The sequence below is a fragment of the Acinetobacter sp. ANC_7634 genome (assembly GCF_056779875.1).
The window spans coordinates 112,180-135,335 of the sequence record NZ_JBWYIT010000008.1 but is presented as its reverse complement, the minus strand read 5'-3'; the positions used below and the strand labels follow the sequence as shown (position 1 = coordinate 135,335).

At 40.5% G+C, this 23,156-nt stretch carries 23 protein-coding genes; 16 read left to right on the top strand and 7 right to left on the bottom strand.

Translation table 11 applies throughout. The features are described from left to right. Window positions 1–2: 2 nt before the first annotated feature. From nuoH to AC1M9A_RS09875, 9 genes are all read left to right on the top strand, one after another. Window positions 3–1,013: an NADH-quinone oxidoreductase subunit NuoH gene (nuoH, locus tag AC1M9A_RS09915; protein WP_035267266.1), complete on the top strand. Its 1,011-nt coding sequence runs from the start codon at window positions 3–5 to the stop codon at window positions 1,011–1,013. Between the two features lie 18 nt (window positions 1,014–1,031). Then, window positions 1,032–1,574: an NADH-quinone oxidoreductase subunit NuoI gene (gene nuoI, locus AC1M9A_RS09910; RefSeq protein WP_035267267.1), complete on the top strand. Its 543-nt coding sequence runs from the start codon at window positions 1,032–1,034 to the stop codon at window positions 1,572–1,574. Beyond that, window positions 1,574–2,092, top strand: coding sequence for an NADH-quinone oxidoreductase subunit J (nuoJ, locus tag AC1M9A_RS09905; protein WP_171076777.1), 519 nt, complete (start codon window positions 1,574–1,576; stop codon window positions 2,090–2,092). The genes nuoI and nuoJ overlap by 1 nt, the downstream gene beginning before the upstream one ends. Next, a complete protein-coding gene (nuoK, locus tag AC1M9A_RS09900; RefSeq protein ID WP_004695395.1) occupies window positions 2,092–2,400 on the top strand; it encodes an NADH-quinone oxidoreductase subunit NuoK in 309 nt (102 codons plus the stop codon). Before nuoJ ends, nuoK begins: the two co-directional genes overlap by 1 nt. Then, window positions 2,397–4,292 carry an NADH-quinone oxidoreductase subunit L gene (nuoL, locus tag AC1M9A_RS09895; protein ID WP_092766949.1) on the top strand — a complete coding sequence of 632 codons (1,896 nt, stop codon included), beginning with the start codon at window positions 2,397–2,399 and terminating at the stop codon, window positions 4,290–4,292. The genes nuoK and nuoL overlap by 4 nt, the downstream gene beginning before the upstream one ends. 1 nt (window position 4,293) lies before the next feature. Beyond that, window positions 4,294–5,913, top strand: coding sequence for an NADH-quinone oxidoreductase subunit M (gene nuoM, locus AC1M9A_RS09890; RefSeq protein ID WP_481610120.1), 1,620 nt, complete (start codon window positions 4,294–4,296; stop codon window positions 5,911–5,913). Between the two features lie 3 nt (window positions 5,914–5,916). Further along, complete coding sequence (gene nuoN, locus AC1M9A_RS09885; RefSeq protein ID WP_035267275.1) at window positions 5,917–7,473, top strand: NADH-quinone oxidoreductase subunit NuoN; 1,557 nt, start codon at window positions 5,917–5,919, stop codon at window positions 7,471–7,473. Between the two features lie 132 nt (window positions 7,474–7,605). Continuing rightward, window positions 7,606–8,241: a uracil phosphoribosyltransferase gene (gene upp / locus AC1M9A_RS09880; protein ID WP_035267277.1), complete on the top strand. Its 636-nt coding sequence runs from the start codon at window positions 7,606–7,608 to the stop codon at window positions 8,239–8,241. 118 nt (window positions 8,242–8,359) lie between these two features. Next, window positions 8,360–9,349: a hypothetical protein gene (locus AC1M9A_RS09875; protein ID WP_481610119.1), complete on the top strand. Its 990-nt coding sequence runs from the start codon at window positions 8,360–8,362 to the stop codon at window positions 9,347–9,349. Between the two features lie 29 nt (window positions 9,350–9,378). Here the strand turns inward: AC1M9A_RS09875 and gigC are convergent, their stop codons facing one another. Further along, complete coding sequence (gene gigC, locus AC1M9A_RS09870) at window positions 9,379–10,257, bottom strand: LysR family transcriptional regulator GigC (RefSeq protein WP_180028048.1); 879 nt, start codon at window positions 10,255–10,257, stop codon at window positions 9,379–9,381. Between the two features lie 84 nt (window positions 10,258–10,341). On the opposite strand from gigC, the gene AC1M9A_RS09865 reads away from it, so the two are divergent. After that, entirely contained in the window at window positions 10,342–11,103 is a 762-nt protein-coding gene (locus tag AC1M9A_RS09865) for a ferredoxin--NADP reductase (protein WP_481610118.1), read from the top strand. Between the two features lie 99 nt (window positions 11,104–11,202). Here the strand turns inward: AC1M9A_RS09865 and AC1M9A_RS09860 are convergent, their stop codons facing one another. Then, the gene (locus tag AC1M9A_RS09860; protein ID WP_035267287.1) at window positions 11,203–11,625 is read right to left on the bottom strand and encodes a hypothetical protein; all 423 of its coding nucleotides are present in this window, start codon (window positions 11,623–11,625) and stop codon (window positions 11,203–11,205) included. A 158-nt stretch (window positions 11,626–11,783) separates the two neighbouring features. Here AC1M9A_RS09860 and AC1M9A_RS09855 point away from each other — a divergent pair, with 158 nt between their 5' ends. The 3 genes from AC1M9A_RS09855 (at window position 11,784) to AC1M9A_RS09845 (ending at window position 14,192) form a co-directional block, all read left to right on the top strand. Next, window positions 11,784–12,035: a hypothetical protein gene (locus AC1M9A_RS09855; RefSeq protein WP_035267289.1), complete on the top strand. Its 252-nt coding sequence runs from the start codon at window positions 11,784–11,786 to the stop codon at window positions 12,033–12,035. 201 nt (window positions 12,036–12,236) lie between these two features. After that, on the top strand, window positions 12,237–13,916 hold the full coding sequence (locus AC1M9A_RS09850) for a mechanosensitive ion channel (protein WP_481610117.1): 1,680 nt from the start codon (window positions 12,237–12,239) through the stop codon (window positions 13,914–13,916). Between the two features lie 66 nt (window positions 13,917–13,982). After that, a complete protein-coding gene (locus AC1M9A_RS09845; protein ID WP_035267292.1) occupies window positions 13,983–14,192 on the top strand; it encodes a hypothetical protein in 210 nt (69 codons plus the stop codon). A gap of 120 nt (window positions 14,193–14,312) precedes the next feature. Here AC1M9A_RS09845 and AC1M9A_RS09840 read toward each other — a convergent pair whose 3' ends face one another. Continuing rightward, the gene (locus AC1M9A_RS09840; protein WP_481607754.1) at window positions 14,313–15,512 is read right to left on the bottom strand and encodes a BaiN/RdsA family NAD(P)/FAD-dependent oxidoreductase; all 1,200 of its coding nucleotides are present in this window, start codon (window positions 15,510–15,512) and stop codon (window positions 14,313–14,315) included. A 102-nt stretch (window positions 15,513–15,614) separates the two neighbouring features. Further along, entirely contained in the window at window positions 15,615–16,475 is an 861-nt protein-coding gene (locus AC1M9A_RS09835) for a 1-aminocyclopropane-1-carboxylate deaminase/D-cysteine desulfhydrase (RefSeq protein WP_481610116.1), read from the bottom strand. A 144-nt stretch (window positions 16,476–16,619) separates the two neighbouring features. Here AC1M9A_RS09835 and AC1M9A_RS09830 point away from each other — a divergent pair, with 144 nt between their 5' ends. The 3 genes from AC1M9A_RS09830 to AC1M9A_RS09820 all read left to right on the top strand — a co-directional run bounded on the left by AC1M9A_RS09830 (window position 16,620) and on the right by AC1M9A_RS09820 (window position 18,876). Then, window positions 16,620–16,814 carry an NF038215 family lipoprotein gene (locus AC1M9A_RS09830; RefSeq protein ID WP_035267295.1) on the top strand — a complete coding sequence of 65 codons (195 nt, stop codon included), beginning with the start codon at window positions 16,620–16,622 and terminating at the stop codon, window positions 16,812–16,814. A gap of 186 nt (window positions 16,815–17,000) precedes the next feature. Further along, window positions 17,001–17,624, top strand: a complete 624-nt coding sequence (locus tag AC1M9A_RS09825) for a LysE family translocator (RefSeq protein ID WP_481596336.1) — start codon at window positions 17,001–17,003, stop codon at window positions 17,622–17,624. Between the two features lie 133 nt (window positions 17,625–17,757). Further along, entirely contained in the window at window positions 17,758–18,876 is a 1,119-nt protein-coding gene (locus AC1M9A_RS09820) for a DUF6670 family protein (protein WP_481610115.1), read from the top strand. Between the two features lie 61 nt (window positions 18,877–18,937). On the opposite strand, the gene AC1M9A_RS09815 is transcribed toward AC1M9A_RS09820, so the two are convergent. The 3 genes from AC1M9A_RS09815 to metG form a co-directional block, all read right to left on the bottom strand. Further along, on the bottom strand, window positions 18,938–19,294 hold the full coding sequence (locus AC1M9A_RS09815; protein WP_481607751.1) for a hypothetical protein: 357 nt from the start codon (window positions 19,292–19,294) through the stop codon (window positions 18,938–18,940). A 76-nt stretch (window positions 19,295–19,370) separates the two neighbouring features. Further along, window positions 19,371–20,339 (bottom strand): MBL fold metallo-hydrolase, encoded by a 969-nt coding sequence (locus tag AC1M9A_RS09810; RefSeq protein WP_481610114.1) that lies wholly within the window; start codon window positions 20,337–20,339, stop codon window positions 19,371–19,373. 597 nt (window positions 20,340–20,936) lie between these two features. Beyond that, window positions 20,937–22,994 (bottom strand): methionine--tRNA ligase, encoded by a 2,058-nt coding sequence (gene metG, locus AC1M9A_RS09805; RefSeq protein ID WP_481610113.1) that lies wholly within the window; start codon window positions 22,992–22,994, stop codon window positions 20,937–20,939. Between the last annotated feature and the right edge of the window lie 162 nt (window positions 22,995–23,156).

Below are 23,156 nucleotides of genomic sequence, written 5' to 3'. Positions count from 1 at the left end.
TCATGGAACAAGAATTAATCCGTCAAACGCCGCTTTGGGCTGAGAACTGGCCAATTGCCTACTCTGTAGTTCAAGCGATTGTGATCTTGCTCGTTGTAGTTTTGATTGCTGCGTTGATGTCTTTCATTGAGCGTCGTTTACTTGGCTTATGGCAAGACCGTTACGGTCCAAACCGTGTAGGTCCTGGGGGGATGTTCCAGATTGTTGCCGACATGCTGAAAATCATGTTCAAAGAAGACTGGACACCAAAGTTTGCAGATAAATTGACTTTCCGTTTAGCTCCAGCAGTTGCAATGGCAACTGCGGTGTTATCGTTCATGGTTATCCCTGTATCACCTTATTTAGGTGTTGCAGACATGAGTATCGGTCTATTGTTCTTTATGGCAATGGCGGGTATTGCAGTGTATGCAGTTTTATTTGGTGGTTGGTCATCAAACAATAAATATGCATTACTCGGTGGTCTTCGTTCAGCAGCGCAAACGATTTCTTATGAGGTCTTCTTAGGTATTTCCTTGATGGGTGTGGTTGCAATTGCAGGCTCATTCAACATGCGTGAAATCGTAGAAGCTCAAAAAGATGTATGGTTTGTCATTCCACAATTCTTAGGTTTCCTCATCTTCGTGGTTGCAGGTGTTGCGGTAACGCATCGTCACCCATTTGACCAACCAGAAGCGGAACAAGAATTGGCGGAAGGTTACCATGTTGAATATGGTGGTATGAAATGGGGGATGTTCTTCGTTGCGGAATACGTCAACGTTGTCCTGATCTCAGCTTTGATCGTAACCTTATTTTTCGGTGGTTGGTTAGCACCATTTGGTCTAGATTTCCTACCTCCAGCATTTTGGTTCATGATTAAAACAGCATTCTTTGTGATGATGTTTGTCTTGGCACGTGGTTCATTAATGCGTCCACGTTATGACCAAGTGATGAACTTTGGTTGGAAGATTTGTTTGCCTTTAGCGTTGGTCAACTTGTTGGTGACTGGTGCTGTGATTCTGATGAATCAGGCCTAGGACAGCAGGGAGAACATTATGTATAAAATTCTAGCTGGGTTTGGGTCAATTGTACGTTCGTTGTGGATGGTATTTAGCCACGCAACACGTAAACGTGACACTATTTTATACCCTGAAGTTAAAGCTGAAGAAATCGTTCCACCACGATTCCGTGGCCGTATCGTATTGACACGTGACCCAGATGGTGAAGAGCGTTGTGTAGCTTGTAACTTGTGTGCTGTAGCTTGCCCTGTTGGCTGTATTTCATTACAGAAAGCTGAAAAAGAAGATGGTCGTTGGTATCCGGAATTTTTCCGTATCAACTTCTCTCGTTGTATTTTCTGCGGTATGTGTGAAGAAGCATGTCCTACAACTGCTATTCAGATGACACCTGATTTCGAACTCAGTGAATACGTTCGTCAAGACTTAGTTTATGAGAAAGAAAACTTGCTCATTTCTGGTCCTGGTAAATATCCAGACTATAACTTCTACCGTGTAACTGGTATGGCTGTAGCTGGTAAAGACAAAGGTCAGGCTCAGCGTGAAAGCGCACCTGTCGATGTACGGAGCTTATTACCATGATGTGGCCATTTTATTTGATGGCACTTGTGGCCATCGTTTCTACGGTTCGTGTTGTGACTAATGCGAATCCAGTACACGCACTTTTAAGCTTAATCGTTTCGTTACTTGCAGTTGCTGGTATGTTCATGATCGTTGGTGCACCATTTGCAGGTGCACTTGAGATTATTGTTTACGCTGGTGCCATTATGGTTCTTTTCGTCTTCGTTGTGATGATGTTGAACCTTGGTTCTCAAACTGTTGAACAAGAACGTAAATGGTTAACATCTGATGCTTGGGCTTACCCTGCATTGATGAGCTTTTTAATGGGTCTAGTTTTAGTTTGGACAATGACTTCAGAGCACAGCATTTCTGGTCCTTTAATGGGTACAGAAGTTGTAGGCCCTAAAGAAGTTGGTCAAGCACTCTTTACACAATATTTATTATTGGTTGAAGTTGCCGCAATGTTATTGCTTGCTGCGTTAGTTGCTGCATTCCACTTAGGCAAACGTGAACCAAGTGCAGAAGAGGAAAAAGAATAATGGGTAATATCCCTTTAGAGCATGGTTTGATTGTTGCAACCATTCTTTTTGCACTCGGTTTCTACGGTGTAATGGTGCGACGCAACCTTCTATTTATGTTAATGAGCCTTGAGATCATGATGAATGCAGCTGCGCTTGCATTTGTCCTCGCTGGTAGTGCATGGGTGCAACCAGATGGTCAGATCATGTTTATCTTGATCTTAACGCTTGCTGCGGCAGAAGCGTGTATCGGGCTTGCGATCGTCCTTCAGTTCTATCATCGCTTCCATCATTTGGATGTAGATGCTGCTAGTGAGATGCGCGGATGAGTTTATTAGCATTAACCATATTATTTCCGCTCATTGGTTTTATCCTTTTAGCGGCAGGGCGTAATAAGCTTCCTGAAATTGTAGCTGCCATTATTGGTGTGGGTTCAGTTGGTCTTTCTGCACTATGTGCATTATTGGCTGGTATGAATTTCATCAACAGCGGTGAAACATCTCAAGTGACTCACCTTTGGACTTGGTTCAGTGTGGGTGGTTTTGAACCAGGTATTAGCTTGCACTTAGATGGTTTATCTTTACTTATGCTTGGCATGATTACGGGTGTGGGTTTCTTAATTCATATCTTTGCATCATGGTATATGCGTGGTGAAGAAGACTTTGCACGTTTCTTTTCTTACTTCAACTTATTCGTAGCAAGCATGTTATTGCTTGTGTTGGGTGATAACCTTGCGTTGTTATTCTTAGGTTGGGAAGGTGTTGGTCTGTGCTCATACTTGCTGATTGGTTATTACTACCAAAATCCAGCAAATGGTGCTGCTGCAATTAAAGCATTCACCGTGACACGTATAGGTGACGTTTTTTTACTCATCGCATTGTTCTTAATTTTCCAACAATTTGGAACATTGAATATTGCTGAAATCGTTGCTGCTGCGCCTGTGGTAATGACACAAAGCTCATCGTTAACCATTTGGACTGCATTAATGTTGTTCTTGGGTGCTGCAGGTAAATCTGCGCAAATCCCATTACAAACATGGTTAGCAGACGCGATGGCGGGTCCTACACCAGTATCTGCATTAATCCATGCTGCAACAATGGTAACAGCAGGTGTTTATCTATGCTGCCGTATGTTCTCTGTATTTGAAATGGCACCAGAAGTCATGGTGTTTATCTCAATCACAGGAGCGGTGACATTATTAGTTGCAGGTTTTGCTGCACTGGTTCAAACAGACATCAAACGTATTCTTGCTTACTCAACCATGAGTCAGTTGGGTTATATGTTTATGGCTGTAGGTGCTGAAGCATACCAAGCTGGTCTATTCCACATGTTGACACACGCGTTCTTCAAAGCGTTGTTGTTCTTGTCATCAGGTGCGGTGATTCTTGCATACCATCACGAACAAAACATTTTCAAAATGGGTGGTTTGTTCAAGCGTAATAAATTCTTATTTGCTTGTTTCGCGATCGGTGGCGGTGCCTTAGCAGCGATTCCATTCTTAACGATTGGTTTCTTCTCAAAAGATGCAATCTTGGCGGCTGTGTGGACACAAAGTCATATCGCAGGCTTACCTGTATTCAATACATTGTATTGGGTCGGTGTTGCTGGTGCATTCTTAACGTCAATCTACACGTTCCGTTTAATTTGGATTGTGTTCTTTGGCGAAGAGAAAACGCCATATCACGAAATCAAAGGTGCAACTTACTGGGCTCCTTTAGCGATTCTTGCTGTCCTTTCTACAGGTTTGGCAATCGTACTTAAAGCGCCAGTCATGAGTATTCTTGATGCAGCACAAATCCCTGCATTTGTTATTCCTGAAGCGCTAGAAGCTGGTGCGCATGGTGCAGAATATGTCGCTATTGCAATCGCACTTGCTGGTTTAGCGGTTGGTGTTGTCTTATTTGCTTTTGCTTATAAAGCAGTTCAAGGTTTTGCTCGCACTTCATTGGGTGCTGGACTTGCAAATATCTGTCGTAATGCGCTTGGTTTCGATGCGTTATATGACCTCGTGTTTGTAAAACCTTACTTATTTATTGCAAAAATGATTGGTCGTGACCCGATTGATGGCGTATGGCTTGTATTGCCAGCGATTGTTAAAGGTGGTCATAGCTTCACTAGTTCACGTCAAACAGGTTCTTTGCGTGAGTACGCATCGAGCATGGCGTTCGGTATCGTGGTAATTATCATGATTCTGATCGTGACTCAGATCGTGGGGAAATAAGATGGAAAACATCAATAACTGGTATTTACCCGCGCTGATCCTCATTCCGTTCATTGCTGGTTTTATTTGTTGGGTCGTTGATAAATTAGATCAACACCTACCACGTTATATTGCACTTGTGGGTATGCTCATTACTTTGGGCATGACCGTTGCTTTATGGCAATCAGGTACCTACAGCTACCAAATTGGTGAAACTGTACCGACTTGGTCTGCAGAGTTCTATGTACCTTGGATTCAAACCCTTGGCATTAACATCCACTTAGCGGTGGATGGTCTTTCACTTCTCATGGTCGGTTTAACTGCTTTACTAGGTGTATTGGCGGTTGGCTGTTCTTGGGGTGAAATTCAGAAGAACGTTGGTTTCTTCCACTTAAACCTTTTATGGTCTTTAGGTGGCGTGATCGGTGTATTCTTGGCTGTTGATTTGTTCTTGTTCTTCTTCTTCTGGGAGATGATGCTCGTTCCAATCTACTTCTTGATTGCACTCTGGGGCCACAAAGGTGCTTCTGGTAAATCTCGTGTTTACGCTGCGACTAAATTCTTTATTTACACGCAGGTGGCTGGTCTGATCATGTTGATTGGTATCTTAGGTCTTGTGATCTACGGTTTCATGATGACAGATACAATCAGCTTCAGTTATAACCATTTACTCGCTGTTGCGAATACATTGGATGCTAACCCACAAACGTCATCAATTGCCTTTGCATTTATGATTTGTTTGTTTATTGGTTTTGCAGTCAAACTTCCTGTTTTCCCATTGCATGGTTGGTTACCAGACGCGCACGCACAAGCACCTACAGCAGGTTCTGTAGACCTTGCGGGTATCTTAATTAAGACAGCGGCTTACGGTTTACTTCGTTTCGTCATTCCATTCTTCCCAGTTGCTTCAGCGCAGTTTGCTGATGTAGCAATCATTTTCGGTTTAATCGGTATCTTCTACGGTGCTTGGTGTGCTTTCCAGCAAACCGATATGAAACGTTTGTTGGCGTATACGTCGATTTCACACATGGGCTTTGTTTTACTTGCAATCTACGCAGGTAACATCCTGACCTTCCAAGGTCTGATGGTCATGATGTTGGCTCACGGTTTATCGTCAGCAGCATTATTCATTATGTGTGGTCAAGTGTATGAGCGTCTTCACACACGTGATTTACGCTTGATGGGTGGTATTCGTGGTCAATTCCAGTATTTACCATTCTTCTTGATGTTCTTTATTGCTGCGCTTGTAGGTATCCCTGGCTTAGGTAACTTCATTGGTGAGTTCCTCATCTTGATGGGTGCATTTGCTCGATTCCCTACATTCACGATTATTGCTGCGATCAGCTTAGTATTTGCGGGTCTATATGGTTTAATCCTGATTCATAAAGCGTTATTTGGTGTGCCAAACGAAGAGCAAAAACAACACTATGCGAACCCATTAAAAGATCTTAATGTGCGTGAGCTTGGTATTTTGTTAATTTGTGCGTTCGGTCTGTTATGGCTTGGTTTGTATCCACAAAGCTTCCTTGATATTTCAGAATCAAGTTTGGCTTGGATTGCGAATAGCTACATTCCAGTACAAGAAGTAGTTGAAGTGGTTGAACAAGCCACAACTCAACTCGAAAATGTGGAGATGCAATAAGTCATGAACTTCACACTATCATTTTCTGAGCTAATGCCATTAGCTCCTGTGATGATTGTTGCTTTAACAGCAATCATCGTAATGATTTTGACTGCAATCAAACGTAATCATAATTTGATTGCGACAGTATCTGTTATCGGTCTTAACCTTGCATTGTTGAATATTCTATTCACGTTGTTTACAGGTTCTCAGATCTCACCAAATGTCATGAACCTATTTATGGTTGATGCTTTTGGTCTGTTCTATCAAGTGATTATTTTGATTGCTGCATTGGCTTGTTGCACACTGTCACATGCATATATCGAAACCTATAAAGATAATCGTGAAGAACTTTATCTATTAATGTTGATCTCTGTTTCAGGGGCAATGTTAATGGTAACAAGTTCACACTTTGCATCATTCTTCATTAGCTTAGAGTTAATGTCGATTCCAGTGTACGGTCTGATTGCTTATACCTACCAACGCGGTAAGTCACTCGAAGCGGGTATTAAATATCTTGTACTTTCAGCAACTGCTTCTGCAATGTTGTTGATGGGTATGGCTTATGTTTACTCAGTTCTAGGTTCATTATCATTTGCGGGTCAAGTGGATGATATGTTCTGGGCGTTAACTAAGTCTCAAGATCCTCAATTGATGATGGCGCTGCAAGCTTATATTCCACAATTTGGTGAGAAACTTACCACTGTATTTGGAATCTTAGGTCTTGGTTTAATCATCGCAGCTGTTGCATTTAAATTGTCTTTAGCGCCATTCCATAAATGGACGCCAGATGTGTACGCAGGTGCTCCAGCACCAATTGCAACATTCCTTGCTACTGTAGCTAAAGTTGCAATGATTGGTTTATTCGTACGTTACTTACTGTCTTCAGGTGTAATTGGTATCGAATCGATCAAAACGATTTTGATCGTCATTGCAGTGTTATCAATCTTGATTGGTAACATGCTTGCAGTGAAACAAGTGAACTTAAAACGTATTTTGGCATACTCGTCAATTGCGCATTTTGGTTACTTATTCCTTGCTGTTGTTACGACATCTTTCTTAAGCTTAACGTCAGTAAGCTTATATGTATTAACGTATGTATTAACGACGATTGGTGCGTTTGGTGCTGTAGCGTTGATGTCTAGCCCATACAACAACAATGACGAAGCAGAATCACTTGCAGACTACCGTGGTCTATTCTGGCGTCGTCCAGTATTGACGGCAACCCTGACTGTGATGATGCTATCTCTTGCAGGTATTCCGTTAACTGCAGGCTTCATCGGTAAATTCATGCTGATCATGACAGTTGTGTCTGAAGCACATTGGTTCTTCGCTGCGATGATCATTGTGGGTTCTGGTATTGGTCTATACTATTACCTACGTGTCATGATCGTCATGTATATGACGCCACCAGACACTCCACGTATTGATGCTGATAAACATTGGGGTCAAAAAGTGGGTGGTATTATGGTATTGCTTGCTGCGCTTGCAGTGCTTGTAATCGGTGTATATCCAGATCCAGTCATTGCGATGGCAAATCAAGCACAATTGATCGCGCCATTACATATCGTTCTTCAATAGTTGATCGATTAATCTAAAAAAACTATTGTTGTTAACAAAAAAAGCCCTTATTCATTGAGGGCTTTTCTTATTTCTTATATTAAAAACATTTATAATAGACAGAATTTACATTTATGCTTCAGGTGTTCTCCCGTGCCAATCCAAGAAATTCGTCATCCGCTCATTCGTCATAAATTAGGTTTATTACGCCGTGCAGATATCAGCACGAAGAACTTCCGTGAGTTAGCGCAAGAAGTCACAATGTTACTGACTTACGAAGCAACCAAAGATTTACCTGTTGTAGATCACGAAATTAATGGCTGGAATGGCCCGGTGACAACACAGCGTATTGCAGGTAAAAAAATTACTGTTGTACCAATTTTACGTGCTGGCATTGGTATGCTTGATGGTTTCTTAAATCTTATTCCAAGTGCAAAAGTTTCTGTTCTTGGTTTAGAGCGTGATGAGGAAACATTAGAAGCACGTACTTACTATAAGAAATTGGTACCTGACGTACAAAACCGTATAGCGATGATTATTGATCCAATGCTTGCGACTGGATCATCATTGGTTGCTGCTATTGATGTCCTTAAAGCGAGTGGTTGTAAAGATATCCGAGTGATGGTTTTGGTTGCAGCACCAGAAGGCATTAAACGTGTGGAAGAAGCACATCCTGATGTTGTCATTTTTACAGCAGCTGTGGATAACGGTTTAAACGAGAATGGTTATATCGTTCCGGGTCTTGGGGACGCTGGCGATAAAATTTTTGGTTCTGTACAAAAAGATTAAAATTTGATTAAATTATAGAGGAGGCTAAGGCCTCCTTTTTTATTAAGATTTTGATTCAACGATAAATTTAAAAAAACTAATTACTAAGAATCAATCTTTTTTATGCTGGGGAAATAACATGTTTTACAGGGGTGTTTTACATTCGTACGACCCTGCATTAAAAGCAGGAATTATCAAAATCAATGATCATGATTTTGATGTGCATTTCGTATTGAATGACATGGCAAATTCCAGTATCGCGCCTCAAATTGGTGAGCGTGTGAAATGTATCGTGGTCGATAAAGACGACCAACGTCATGCAAAATTTATCGTGCGGTTAGACAATAAACATGCACGCGTCGAACAACCCTTGAATCAACTTTTTTATCGTGCGCACGAAGATTTAGAAGGTGAGTCTAAGAAGTTTGAACAAGAGCTAGATGAGCTGATCGAAAAGCGCCTTGCAGATCAGGGAAATACGCTAGACTCACCAACACAAATTCAAGATTTTGAACTAAATTTTAATACACTGACTAAAGAATCAATCGTGTTGGATGGTTCTGGTGCTGAACATCATGCAGATCAAGTTTCAGATCCAGTATCTAAAATTTCCTTAGGTGAACCTCTTGAGGAAGAGCAAATTAAAGAAATGCTCGAATCAAAGCCAAGTCGCCGTGTGCCAGTCTTAGATGAGTCAGCTGTCGTACCACTTACGAAAGTTCAACCTTTGAATGAGAGTGCGCCTGAAGAGAACGTAGATGATCATCTACCCGAGCCAACCCATGCAAAAGGGCGCCCACCAAAAGTTGTACGTAAAGAACTCCCTGTTGTTAAAACGCATTTTCAATTAAAATTTAATGCGCAAAAATTCATTACGAGTTCGCGTGTTGATGAATTCGGAGCTGATAAAAAATCAAAGAAAAAAGCCAAGAAGATAAAAGATCCAAACAAGCAATTTAATCCATGGATATTTGCAAGTATTGTCCCTATTTTAGTGTTCATTAATCTGGGTGTTTGGGGATTTCAAAAATATGAGCAATACAGAGAAGAGCAAGACGCAAAAGCAAAAATTTATGCGGTAGAACAAGAACACATTATCAAAGAACAAAAGAAAGAAGCTGAGAAATAAAAAAAGCTCCAATGAGGAGCTTTTTTTTATTAAGCATCACAGAATTTCATAAAGGCTTTTAAACCAGGTCCCTGATATTTTTGACGGTGTACTAACATAAATAAAGGACGTGTGAGTTGCCAGAACGGCGTTTCTAAAATCACCAGTTGCTCTTTTTCTCTTAATGGTTCAATAGCTAATTTTGAAATACATGACATGCCTAAACCACCAGCAACAATTTTCAAAATAGCTTCATTATGACCCAAAGTTAAACGAATATTGGCATTCGGTAAGTCTTGCAGGATTGCGTTGTCAAAGACTTCACGAGTCCCTGAACCTTCTTCACGTAAAATCCATTCAGCCTGTTTAAAGTCTTCAATGGTCAGAGGGCGGTCTAATTTCGCCAAGGGATGATCTGGTGAGCAACACACAGCAAGCTCATCATCACGCCAGTGGATCGATTGTAATTGAGGTAAGTGACATGAACCTTCGATAAGTGCTAAATCAAGTTGGAACTGATTAACAGCTTCAATCATTTGACGCGTATTGCCCACTTGAAGTTGCAAATGTGCTTGTGGTTGTAATTGAAGAAAATCAGCCATTAAATCAGGCATCAAATAATCACTAATGGTCAAAGTCGCCCCAATACGAAGATCAATACTTTGAAGCTCGCCTTTAGCTGCTTGTTCAAATGATTCACATCGACCTAAAATTTCAAGCGCCTGTGGGAGTAAAAAACGACCCAAGTCATTCAGTTGTAATCGTTTTCCTAAGCGATCAAATAATGGTGCACCGAGACCATCTTCAAGATCTGCTAACGCCATACTTGCAGCACTTTGTGTGAGTCGTACAGCATCACTTGCTTTAGTTACTGTACCCTCTTGAGCGACAGCTACGAAAACAGCCAGTTGGCGTAATGTCATGCGCATGAATGAAGCCTTAATGTGAAAAAATATTAATAAATTATATTGTCATGCTACCATGAGCGCAGTCTGTCATGCCACGTAGAAATTATGTCAATTGAAAAATTTAGCGTAGAAAAAGTCCTTTCTGTACATCGTTGGACCAACACTTTATTTAGCTTTACCATGACGCGTCCCGCACATTTTAAATTTACCGCAGGGCAGTTCGCGCGTATTGGTTTGAAAGTTGGCGATGATTTAGTGGTACGTGCGTATTCTGTCGTTTCATCGCCTTTTGATGAAACCCTAGAATTCTTTTCAATTGTTGTACCAGATGGTGCTTTTACATCAAATTTACAACATCTCAAAGTTGGTGATGAACTTTATTTGGAAAAGATCCCTTATGGATTTTTGACGTTAGCACGTTACCAGTTACCTATGCCAAAAGACCTGTGGTTATTGGCGACAGGCACGGGGCTCGCACCATTTATTTCTATGTTGCAAGACTTTGAAGTGTGGCAAAAATATAAAAATATTCATTTGGTTTACAGTGTGAGAACAGCAAGTGAATTGGCTTACGTAGACCGAATTCAGGAAGTCGCGTATACCTTTGGTGAAGGTCATACAGGATTTAAATTTGTGCCAATTATTACACGTGATCCAAATGCGCCATTGCATGATCGATTGCCAGTATTAATCGAAAATAGAGCGTTAGAGAAAACCGTTGGTCTCGATTTTAATCCGCAAACGTCACATATCATGCTGTGTGGGAATCCCCAAATGGTTGAAGATACAAAAGAGGCACTGAAAGCCCGTGGCCTGACCATGAATCGCCGTGGTGAAGGAAATATTGCAGTAGAGAACTATTGGTAAGTCCTAATCACCCTCTCTCTTTGGGTGAGGGAATTACGGCAAAAAACCTCCATCTCGGAGGTTTTTTTCTAAATTACATAGGAATACTATGCGACATACTTAATGGACAAACATATCCATAAATTGACGAATCTCTTGAATCGCAGTATCTACATCACTCGTGAGCCAAGTCGGTTCAAATAAACCTGCATAATGTTCCAAACGATCGTGTGGAACCACTAAACGAATTGGGCATTCTTCTTCGAGTAAACGCCAAGGAATAATGGGTACTTCATTATCTAAGAAGCAAGCGATGTTACGAATGTCGATGATCATGCCGTTGACACATTCAGGAAAGGGCATCACCGAAAACTCTTCAGTGCGACGGCGGAAATACTCTAAGTCACCCCACTTCAGCACATAGCTTGGTTTCGTAAACTCAATAATTCCAATCAAATGCCCATCACGGGTATGATGCAAAGAACAGGCATGAGTGACATCTGTGTCTAAATCTAAAGAGACACTTTGTCGGCGATAGGTCATACAGATCGACAATAAAAATGAGGAGGGTGCATATTATACTCTATTTTGCATCACAGCTCATGTGCTTTGATCAGTACGAATTGATAATGTTTTTTCACACAAAACAACATGATAGATTGCTAGTATAAAAAATCATCAAAATACATAAGAGGGGCATCATGGTAGATCAATCCAATCATCCGACCCATAATGATCAAAAGAAAAAAAGTAAGATCCCAGTGTATATTCTGATTATCGTTGGTATTTTTTTAGCAGCCTTCATTTTCTATATGCTCGCTGATCGTGAACCAACACCAGGTCAAATTCCTGCTGATACGACTATTCCTGCAACTCAAGATAATGCAGATACAGCAACGGCAACAGATTCAGCAGTGGATAATACCGTTACTGCGGTCGCAAACGACCAATAAACCACTACACTTTTCATGTTTAAACCCAGCTTAGGCTGGGTTTTTTCTTGATTTGCAACAATGTGTTGTATTTATGATGCTTTGAGTTGATTAAAAAATATTCGAAATTTATGGTGTGATGACGCGATCGAAAAATGATCTAGGGAAAGGAATTAAATCAATCGTAATTCAGAACACTTAACATAAGAAGAGGCGTAACCAATGAATGATGAATATAACGGCTTCACTCGAAATGGGGGCTTTGATGCAATGTATTATTGGGAGCAATTCCAACCAATTATTGCTGCAGTGGCCATTTTACTCATAGGATGGATCATCGCTTTAATCGTTGCCGCAGGGGTTAAGAAGGTACTTGCAAAATTAAATACCAATCAAAAATTGAGTAGCGCGACAGGACATCGCTCAAATATAGAAAATATCATCTCCAGAGTCGTTTTCTGGCTGATCCTCATTATTGCTGTTATCGGCTCACTCAACGTTTTAAACTTGACCAGTGTGAGTGGTCCGTTTAGTAATATGGTTCAACAATTCTTACTATTTATCCCACAATTATTGGCTGCGGTAGCAGTTGGTTTTATTGGATGGATCGTAGCAAATTTAGTCAAAGTTGGATTAACTCGACTACTCAGTCGTACACAATTGGATGAAAAGCTCAGTCAAGACGTTGGTGTGAGCTCATTTAGCCAAAATATCAGTGAAATTGTTTACTGGCTCATTTTATTGCTGTTCTTACCGATCGTGCTGTCTATTTTGGGCTTAAATGGTTTGTTATATCCAGTTCAGAATATGGTGACTGAAGCCGTTGCATACTTGCCGAATATCTTTATGGCAGGTGTGATTTTATTTGTTGGTTACATTTTGGCAAAAATTGTACGCGGTATTGTCGAAGGACTACTTTCAAGTTTGAATGTTCAACAGCAAGCTGAAAAAATCGGAATTTTTAAAAATTCCAATCTGCCTAAGCTATTAGGATCATTTGTATTTGCCTTAGTAATCATTACTTCACTGATTATTGCGTTTGAGGCTTTGGGTGTAGACGCGATTTCACAACCAGCAACAGCAATGTTGTATGAAATTATGAATGCAATTCCGCATATCATCGCAGCAGGTTTAATCCTGATCATTGCTTATGTGGTCTCACGTTTCGTATCTAATCTTGTGGTTGAAGTAATCGCTGGGACAGGTATTGATAACATTCCTCAAAAGCTCTATATGCAACGCTTTTTGGGTCAAACCAAAATATCAAAAGTTGTCGGTCATTTGATTGTATTCTTCACCATGCTCTTTGCGGTGTCTGAAGCTGCGAATCGTTTGGGCTTCGATCAAATTAGTGATTTGATTGCGATGTTCATTTATTTCGGAGCGAATGTACTTTTAGGTGCAGTTATCCTCGTCATTGGTTTCTGGTTAGCAAATCTTGTTGCCAATGTGGTGAAGCGTGGTGAGACCAATAGCGCACATTGGTTAGCGAATCTTGTCCGAGTACTGATCATTGGTTTAGTCGTGGCAATGGGCTTGCGTGCAATGGGAATCGCTGACTCAATCGTAAACTTAGCCTTTGGATTAACACTTGGAGCGGTTGCTGTCGCTTTTGCGCTTGCTTTTGGTCTAGGTGGTCGCCAACCTGCAGAGCGATTGTTGACTGACTTAATCGATAAAGCGAAATCTGACGCGAATAAGCCAAGACCAAATCAGCCTGAACAAGTCACTCCACCACTTACTGAGCAAATGGATGCTTCAACTGTTGCGGAAGAATATCAAGACGAAGACATTCCACCCACGCAAATTGATGTAGAGGCACCAACTCAACCATTGAATAATCCTTATGGATCTACAGGAGAGTCGGATCAAAATACACCATCAAAAAATGACCCTAAATAACATGTAAATTTGTGTCAGGATCAGTCAGCATGGTTTGGCTGATCCTCATGAAAAAGAGTAAAAATTATGAGTAAGAAATTTAATAAATTATTCGCCCCAATAGTGATTGCGGGTATCACCGTGGGTTTTTTAGCAAGCGCTTACCGCTTTGTTTTTGCAAATTCAAAAGCTACTGAAAACAACAGACTCAATACACCATCTATTGATGATGCAGTAACAGATCCAACCACACAAATGATTGATTCAACTGATACCAACGCCCAAAGACCCTCATAAATTACTTCCTTTAGAAAAGATAAATCAATAATGAAGCATTCGATTGATCAATAGGGACGATATTCAAAGAGGGCAAAGGATGCCCCCTTTAATGAAAAAATGAACAATACTCGTTGTTAATTAGACATACTCAGATGCGGCATGTGCAGATGACCAAGCCCATTGAAAGTTAAATCCACCTAAATGGCCAGTTACATCGAGTATTTCACCGACGAAGAAAAGTCCTTTTTGCTTTTTACTTTCCATTGTTTTTGAGGAAACTTCAGTGGTATCAACTCCACCTAAAGTCACCTCAGCCGTACGGTATCCTTCAGTCCCAGAAGGTTTAACTTCAAATGCATGAAGGCGCTGGGCAATCGTCTCTAACTTCTCATCACTGATATTACCGATTGATATTTCAGCTTGATCCATCCAAATCAACTGTTGCAATTCAACTACGACACTCTTGGGTAAGTGTTCAGCGAGTAAGGTGCGGAGTAACACTTTAGGTTGATTTTGTTTTCTAGTTTTAAAAAAATCCAAGAGATCAAGACTCGGTAAAAAGTCGACTTTAAAACTTTGACCCACATCCCAATAGTTTGAGAGCTGTAAAGAACTTGGACCACTTAAACCACGGTGCGTAAACAAGAGTGCTTCAGTAAAGCTATTGAGATGATTGCTTAATGTCGCTTCAACAGCATTGCCACTGAGTCGTGTCGTCACTTCTTTGAAACCATCAGAAAAAGTAAAGGGGACTAGACCTGCACGAGTTGGATAAACATAGTGTCCAAATTGTTTAGCAATCTCATAGCCAATGCCTGAGCCTCCAAGCGTCGGAATTGAGAGACCACCAGATGCGACCACGACAGATTCAACTTCAAAATAACCTAAATTGGTTGCTACTTGAAAACCGTGCTCCTCAAGGGCGTTGACGGCTTTCACCTCGCAACTGGTTTTGATGTCGACTAGACCAGTTTTGTCACATTCAGCAAGTAACATGGCTAAGATTTCTTTCGCGCCGTTGAGGGTAAAGAGCTGACCGTGTTTACGTTCTTCGTATTCAATGCCATATTCGCAGACCAAGCCAATGAAATCCCAATTGGTATAACGAGTGAGTGCTGAGATAACAAAATGCGGGTTATGTGAAATATAGTTGTCAGGCTCAACATACAGATTGGTAAAGTTACATTTACCGCCACCTGACATGAGAATTTTTTTCCCTACTTTATTGGCTTTTTCAACCACCACGACACGACGCCCACGTTGAGCAGCCATATATGCGGTCATTAAACCAGATGCACCCGCACCTATTACTAAAACATCGTATTGCTTGGAAGACATGAAAATAATCAAAAAACGAAACAGCGCAATTATAACGGTAAATTAAGATGAACTGAGCATTATCGGATTAATTCAAGCGAACAGAAGCAGAAGCAAGATCAACTAAATCGCTCGACCTTGAAGCCCGCCCGAATGAATGACTAAAACTTTAGCGTTTTTGGGGAAATAGTTTTGTTGTATAAGATCATGAATGCCAAACATCATTTTTCCTGTATAGACTTGTTCAAGTGGAATACGGTATTCATATTCAAACTTTTCAATAAATTGAATCAGTTCAGGTCGAGTTTTGGCATAGCCTCCGAAGCAATAATCATCAGTGATATGCCAGTTGTTTTTACCCGTCAGTAGTTTTACTTCATCATTCAGAAAATTGCCTTTTAATGCAGAAAATCCAATAATTCTTTGACGGTTTAAACTGCGCTCAATCAATCCTGAAATCGTACCGCCTGTTCCGACAGCACAACAAATGAAGTCAAAGGTCTGATCAGCATCTTTTAAAATTTGTTGAGTGCCCTGAATGGCAAGCGAGTTGGTGCCACCTTCTGGAATTAAATAACTTTCAGGAAAGCGTTGCGCTAAGTGAGCTAAAAACTCAGGATCATTTTTGTGTCGATATGCTTCTCGTGAGATAAAATGCAGCGCCATACCAAAACGTTCTGCGGTGGCTAGGGTGTGATTGCGGGCTGAGTTTTTGAGTTCTTCACCACGAATGATCCCAATAGACTGAAAGCCAAATTGATGCGCAGCAAACGCTGTGGCGGCAATATGATTTGAATAAGCCCCACCAAAGGTCATTACATTTTGAAAGCCTTGACGTTTTGCCTCAATAAAATTGTATTTCAGTTTATAAAACTTATTTCCAGAGATATGTGGATGAATTTGGTCTAAACGGCGAACTGTGATGTTTAAACCATTTAAAGAAATTTCCTGATCTTGAACCTGTTGGGCAATCGTATCAAACATAGTGCGAGCATTTGGTTTTTTAACAGTATAGCGGATTTCGAATCTTAGCTCTTACTCGGAGAAATTGAAAAACAGTGAAAAAATATGTTTAAAAAATAATCAGAAGTGCTAATCTGAAAGAAAACGGAATTTTGGGAGGGTGGCATGAAGCAATCTCTATCCATTTTATTATTGGGTTTGTTTGTTTTAACGGCCTTAGGCTGTGAGCAGGATTTTCTAAACAAACCAAAAACTGAAGCACGAAGTATGATTATTGCTGGCGTACCTGTACAGGAAAGGGACTATCGTCTGTCTCCGCACGAAACTGCATATAATGAAGCACTGTCAGATGATGATTAGCATGACTTGGCTATTTTATAAAATCAATTGTATTTAATTTATACAGTAAACTAATTCGCTAAAAATAATGAAATAAATAGTGAATAATTTTAATATTTAAAAAAATCACTCAAATAATTAGGGAAATATTCATAAGGCTTCCAAGTAGAATAACGCGATAAATCAATCATCTACTATGGAATTAATGTGGAATCAATTTGGATTTTAGGTTCGATTGCAGCAGCACTTTTACTGGGCGCAATGAGTCCGGGGCCGACTTCAATCTATGTCGCTAAAAATTCAATCGCTATTTCGCGTAAACATGGTTTATTTACTGCACTGGGAACTGGTCTCGGTGCTGCAATTTTTGGTTTATTGGCAGTATTAGGTTTACAGGCATTCTTACTTGCAGTGCCTTCAGCATATTTGGCTTTGAAAATCTGCGGTGGATTATATTTATTGTTTTTGGCTTATAAAATTATCAAACATGCCAAAGATCCAATCGAAGCTGATCATTCTGCATCGCATCCGATGAGTTTACGACGTGCATTTACCACAGGCTTAATTACTCAACTGTCGAATCCTAAAATTGCCATTGTACTTGCCAGTATTTTCACAGCTTTATTACCCAAAGAGATTCCGTTGTATTTTTACTTTGTGTTACCAATGCTGTGCTTTTTTATCGATGCTGGTTGGTGCTCGTTGGTGGCGGTTGCTTTATCAGCAGAAAAGCCACGTGCGGTGTATTTAAAATTTAAGAAAGTATTTGATCGTGGTGCGGGCATTGTGATGTCTGTACTCGGATTGAAGTTGATTTTTGGTGTGAGGTAGATCACATTTTTAATATTGTCTAACAATTTTTATGATCTGACCTGAATTCACATTTGCCAGTCCTGATCAGCTATAAAGAACTGAGGAGAGGTTGTTTAGGGTGTAAACATCTCTCATTGTTTGTGAGTTTGTTATGTATTCTCTCCTCAGTAGTCATTCCAAAAATAAAAGTCTACAACAAAAGTTCTACTATCAATTGGGTCAAATGGCCAAAAACCTTTTGGGTGCAGTAGAGCCAGAAGAACAAGCACTTTTACCGCGCGAATATAATTTAGACGCGCATGTTTTTCATCGTCAATTCGCGAGTACGCATTATGGAATCATGATTCCAGATTTGCCTGAGCCTTTTCGATATCTGTCCTATGCTTCTGTCATTGGTGATGTCGGTGCGAAGATAACGCATTTACCCAAGTCGATTTCGGGTCTTAGTCCTGAAAATACCGCTACTTTGGTCCATGGAACAGCCTTATCGACAGATGAAGAAGCCTTTCGTATTTATAACATTCAAGAGGAAATTGTATTTCATCAAAAGCCATTTAAGGTTGAGTTTGGTCGAGAATCTTTCCTTGCTGAAATTGAAGGGAGTTATCATCTAGTATCTGAACGTGATGATCTGCAAGTTGATCTTTGGTTAACCCCAACGCCTGCCATTACGTGGTTTGCACATAGCATGTTATATCAGCACTTTAGTGTATTGATGCAATATGAAGGTCATGTCACCCAACATGGAAAACGTGTTGAAGTTAAAGGACTATGTACACTAGAACATTGGAAAGCAGTCTCAAGCTCAATGTTGCCGAGTCCCATTAAACCGACCACAGGATTGGTGCCTTTAGACAGTTTTAGTTATCAAGTCATCAACATAGATGAAGAGTCACAATTGGTCTTGGCCTATATCGGTTTTGCAGGTGAACCTACCTATACCGCTGTGTCTTATCGCCATATTGATGGTACCTCCATCCAGTATGATGGTGAGGTTGCTTTTCAAGTCATCGCATTAAAGCCTGATCCGAAAATAACACCTGATGGTTTTGAGATGGAGGTGCCTCAGTCTTTTAGATGGATTGCGCATCATCAAGGTGAGAAAGTGTTAGATATTCTTGCGGTTGCGGATACGGAATATTGTTATGGTTTAGCTGCAGGTTATGTAAGTTCTTATCAGTGGAGTGGTTTGCTGAATGGAACTGAACGTAAGGGGCGAGGTTATGTTGAATATATTGACCGAAGACAGAACGTAAATTTAGACACCTAATTTTTGATTTAAATACGCCCATAAAAAAGCCTCTAAACGTATTAGAGGCTTTTTTAAAATCTTATTTCTTACATTCAGGCTGTGAACGGTCAATTACTTGTGTACCTTCTACACGATAACCAATTTGACCAACAATGAATGCTTGATTCAATTGAGTGATCACCACATCAGAAAGAGCCACAGCGCAACGGTTTTTTTCAATAGCACGATCTACAGCAGTTTTAAAGTTTGGAACCCCTAAAGGGAACAAGACAACTGGGACCTTATCTTCACCTGTTACACGTTCACCTTTCACGAACTGATTAGAGTTGAGATTATAGTTTTTAGTTGAAGCAACTGTCATATCAGCCATACGAACTGAACTGCCTGTCGCCAATACTGAAGTTGCTGCGATAATTGAAATTAATAATTTTTTCATTAGTTTACCCCCGTTTTTTAAGCGAGGGAACTTCAAATAAAAATACTTGAAATTTCAACCATTACGAGACTTTAGTTTAATCTTTAAAGTGAATTGGCATCCACTCATAGCTGTGTCCATCTTTGGAATAAATGTGCCCAAGCCCCGGGAATGGTAAATGCGGTGCTGCAATCAACTGTCCATCTTTGGCATATTCAGCAAAGTGCTTTATGCGAGTTTGGATTGCCGTTTGTGGATCGATATCAAACTCAATCGCGGTTTCAGGTTTGTCGAACTGCAAGGTATGTGAATGTACGATGTCACCAATAAACATCACTTCTTGTCCATCAGCTTTCAATTTAAAGCTGTAATGTCCTGGTGTATGACCAAAGGAGGGTTTAAATTCGACATCGCCGAAGCGTAAAGATTTGTCTGAGAAGACTTTAATCTGTTTGGCTTTTTCATATGGCGCAAGTGCTGCTTTGATTTTTTCAACTGTTCCTAAAAAGCCTGCTTGCTTATCTTTTGGCAGTTTTTTTACGGTGTTTGGACTCAGCCAATAGTCATATTCTGTTTTTGAAATATGTAGTGTCGCATTTGGATAATTCGCTACACCGTTGTTTGAAATACCACACACATGGTCAGGGTGTAAGTGAGTGAGGAAGATACCATTCACTTGCGTAGGCTGATAGCCCGATGCTTTGAGGTTGTTATAGATTGAACCTAAGTGTGCGCCAAAGCAGCTTGCAGCACCGCTGTCGACCATCAGCAGTTGGTTGCCTGTATTGATGAGAAAGGCATTTACTGAGGTTTGGATGCCTTTGTCGTTGACCGCAGCGTATTTTTTTAAAATCTCGGTTTTTTCACTGTCGGTTAAGCCTTTAAACATAGATGGATTGAGATAGTTTGTACCATCGAGTAGGGCGGTGATTTGGGTGTTGCCGATTTTGTGATGATAGTAGCCCGAAACTTGTTTTTGTTGGGCAATAGTCGGTTCAGTCGCGTAAGTGGTGAGGGCTGTGGTGCTTAGGGCTAGTGTGAGGAATAAGGGTTTTAAAGTTTTCATAGGCTTCTTTTAGATTTTAAAGGATTACTTCTTTTTTATCATATTTATAGTTGTTTTATAAAATGACCTCTCCCTAACCCTCTCCTAAAAGGAGAGGGAACTGCACGAAATTATTATAGGAATGCGTTCCCCCTCTCCCTATGGGAGAGAGTCGGGGTGAGGGATATAGGCATGTCGCTGAAAACTTGTTGTTCGAGCAAATTACCGTTAGAAAAGTTGAGGAAGCACTAGTTTAAGTTTGCTGAGTTTAAAAAAGCGTACGATGTGTTTAAGCATGCAGCAGATGAAAATGCTATGAAAGTGATGATTGCAGTCGAGTAATTCATTTTCTAGCTGTATTAGAAAAGCCTCTACTAGATAGAGGCTTTTTTGTTTTCCTTCTATTAAAAGTTAGGAAATAGCGTTATATGTTCTCGCCTTACTTTTGATCTTTCAAAAGTAAGGTAATGCCTACGCAATGAAAATTGAATTTGAATTGTAAAGTTGGTCAGCGATGCAATCTAACCTCTGGTAATCCTCTTCTAAAAGGAGAGTAAACTTTAAGGCATAAAAAAGCCCCTACATCAGTAGAGGCTTTCTCTCATCTTAATTTAAAAATTAAGACACTTTATCACCCGGCTTCGCACCAGTTTCAGGTGAAATCACCCAAACGCCTTCGCCATTACCCGCAGCTAGAACCATACCGTTAGAAATACCAAAACGCATCTTACGTGGTGCAAGGTTTGCCACCATCACCACCAATTTGCCTTTTAAGTCTTCAGGCTTATAGAACTCACGAATACCGCTAAACACGTTACGTGGTTCAGCTTCACCAACATTTAAAGTGAGTTGTAAAAGTTTATCCGAACCTTCAACGTGAGCGGCTTCAAGAACTTCCGCTACACGTAGGTCAACTTTCATAAAGTCTTCGATACCGATAATTTCAGCTTCGCCAACTTTAGGTTCAGGTTTCTTTTCATCTTTCTTCTCTTTTTTCTTTTCCGCTTTTGGTGCTTCAGCAGGCGCAGCCAAAGAGTCTTTAGACGCATCCACCATCGCAGCCACAGCTTTAGGATCGACACGTTGCATCAATGGTTGGAATTGAGCAATTTCGTGTGCAACCAAGATTTGCTTACGAGATTCAAAGTTAAAGCTATTTAACTGTAAGAACGCTTGAACTTGCTCTGCCAATGTTGGAAGTACAGGTGCAAGGTAAACAGCCAATTGACGGAATAGATTGATACCGACAGAACACACGTCATGAACTTGTTGTTCTTCGCCTTCAATTTTTGCTAAAGCCCAAGGCTTTTTCTCATCGATGTATTGGTTGGCTTTATCAGCAAGCGCCATGATTTCACGAATCGCAGTTGAGAATTCACGAGCTTCATAAGCCTGAGCGATTGAATCACCTGCATCAATAAAGCTTTGCACCAATTCAGGCTCTGCACAAGTCGCAGAAAGTTTGTTATCAAATTTCGTGTTAATGAATTTCGCACAACGACTTGCAATGTTCACCACTTTACCAACAAGGTCAGAGTTTACTTTCTGAACGAAGTCATCAAGGTTCAAATCCGAATCTTCAACTTTGTCAGAAAGTTTAGATGCAAAGTAATAACGTAAATATTCAGGGTTTAAATGCTGTAAATACGTTTCCGCTTTAATGAACGTACCACGAGATTTAGACATCTTCTGACCATTTACAGTCAAGAAACCATTCACGAACAAGCTTGTCGGTGTGCGATAGTTTGCACCTTCAAGCATTGCAGGCCAGAACAATGCGTGGAAATACACGATGTCTTTACCAATGAAGTGATACACCTCATTTTTAGAATCTTTTTTCCAATAGTCATCAAAGCTTAAGTCAGGACGTTTAGTTTTGATGTAATTTTCAAAGCTCGACATATAGCCGATTGGCGCATCCACCCAAACATAGAAGTATTTGTTTGGAGCATCAGGGATTTCAAAACCGAAGTAAGGCGCATCACGAGAAATATCCCAATCCGACAAACCTGCTTCAAACCATTCATCTAACTTGTTGGCAATCGACACAGGTAAACGACCTTCGTCACGTGTCCATTTTTGTAGGTATTCACCAAAGTTCGGTAGTTTAAAGAAGTAGTGATCTGAAGATTTCTCAACAGGAGTCGCACCGCTCAAAGTTGATTTAGGATTTAACAATTCAGTTGCATTATACGTTGTACCACATACTTCGCATGAATCGCCGTATTGATCTTCCGCTTTACATTTCGGGCATGTGCCTTTAATAAAACGGTCAGACAAGAACATGCCTTTTTCAGGGTCGAATAACTGGGTTACAGGACGAACTGCAATATTTCCTGCTTCACGGTTCTTAATATAAATCTCAGAAGCACGTGCTTGGTTTTCAGCGCTGTTGGTTGAATCGTAATGATCGAAATCAACCTTGAAGCCGGCAAAGTCACGCTCATGTTCTTTTTGTACATTGGCAATTTGCTGTTCTGGAGTAATACCGTTGGCTTCAGCACGTAGCATAATTGCTGTGCCGTGAGCATCGTCCGCGCAGACATAAGTCACGTTATGACCCATTGCACGCATCGCACGTACCCAAATATCTGCTTGGATATAACCGAGTAAGTGACCCATATGGATCGGGCCATTGGCGTATGGAAGGGCGTTAGTGACTAAGATATTACGCACGGATCTGACTCTCTCATTCGTATTTTATGCAATGGGCGATAATTTTACATGAGATAGGCGAGACTTGCATGAGCCTTTTGATGAATTCTTATTTATTAACAAAGTTAGAGCACGTGGAAAGGCTACTTTGTTACAGACTTATCAGGGATAATGGATATCCTG

Coding starts and splice junctions, on each gene's coding strand:
- nuoH (WP_035267266.1), top strand. CDS start 3: ATGGAACAAGAATTAATCCGTCAAACGCCGCTTTGGGCTGAGAACTGG.
- nuoI (WP_035267267.1), top strand. CDS start 1,032: ATGTATAAAATTCTAGCTGGGTTTGGGTCAATTGTACGTTCGTTGTGG.
- nuoJ (WP_171076777.1), top strand. CDS start 1,574: ATGTGGCCATTTTATTTGATGGCACTTGTGGCCATCGTTTCTACGGTT.
- nuoK (WP_004695395.1), top strand. CDS start 2,092: ATGGGTAATATCCCTTTAGAGCATGGTTTGATTGTTGCAACCATTCTT.
- nuoL (WP_092766949.1), top strand. CDS start 2,397: ATGAGTTTATTAGCATTAACCATATTATTTCCGCTCATTGGTTTTATC.
- nuoM (WP_481610120.1), top strand. CDS start 4,294: ATGGAAAACATCAATAACTGGTATTTACCCGCGCTGATCCTCATTCCG.
- nuoN (WP_035267275.1), top strand. CDS start 5,917: ATGAACTTCACACTATCATTTTCTGAGCTAATGCCATTAGCTCCTGTG.
- AC1M9A_RS09875 (WP_481610119.1), top strand. CDS start 8,360: ATGTTTTACAGGGGTGTTTTACATTCGTACGACCCTGCATTAAAAGCA.
- gigC (WP_180028048.1), bottom strand. CDS start 10,257: ATGCGCATGACATTACGCCAACTGGCTGTTTTCGTAGCTGTCGCTCAA.
- AC1M9A_RS09865 (WP_481610118.1), top strand. CDS start 10,342: ATGTCAATTGAAAAATTTAGCGTAGAAAAAGTCCTTTCTGTACATCGT.
- AC1M9A_RS09860 (WP_035267287.1), bottom strand. CDS start 11,625: ATGACCTATCGCCGACAAAGTGTCTCTTTAGATTTAGACACAGATGTC.
- AC1M9A_RS09855 (WP_035267289.1), top strand. CDS start 11,784: ATGGTAGATCAATCCAATCATCCGACCCATAATGATCAAAAGAAAAAA.
- AC1M9A_RS09850 (WP_481610117.1), top strand. CDS start 12,237: ATGAATGATGAATATAACGGCTTCACTCGAAATGGGGGCTTTGATGCA.
- AC1M9A_RS09845 (WP_035267292.1), top strand. CDS start 13,983: ATGAGTAAGAAATTTAATAAATTATTCGCCCCAATAGTGATTGCGGGT.
- AC1M9A_RS09840 (WP_481607754.1), bottom strand. CDS start 15,512: ATGTCTTCCAAGCAATACGATGTTTTAGTAATAGGTGCGGGTGCATCT.
- AC1M9A_RS09835 (WP_481610116.1), bottom strand. CDS start 16,475: ATGTTTGATACGATTGCCCAACAGGTTCAAGATCAGGAAATTTCTTTA.
- AC1M9A_RS09830 (WP_035267295.1), top strand. CDS start 16,620: ATGAAGCAATCTCTATCCATTTTATTATTGGGTTTGTTTGTTTTAACG.
- AC1M9A_RS09820 (WP_481610115.1), top strand. CDS start 17,758: ATGTATTCTCTCCTCAGTAGTCATTCCAAAAATAAAAGTCTACAACAA.
- AC1M9A_RS09815 (WP_481607751.1), bottom strand. CDS start 19,294: ATGAAAAAATTATTAATTTCAATTATCGCAGCAACTTCAGTATTGGCG.
- AC1M9A_RS09810 (WP_481610114.1), bottom strand. CDS start 20,339: ATGAAAACTTTAAAACCCTTATTCCTCACACTAGCCCTAAGCACCACA.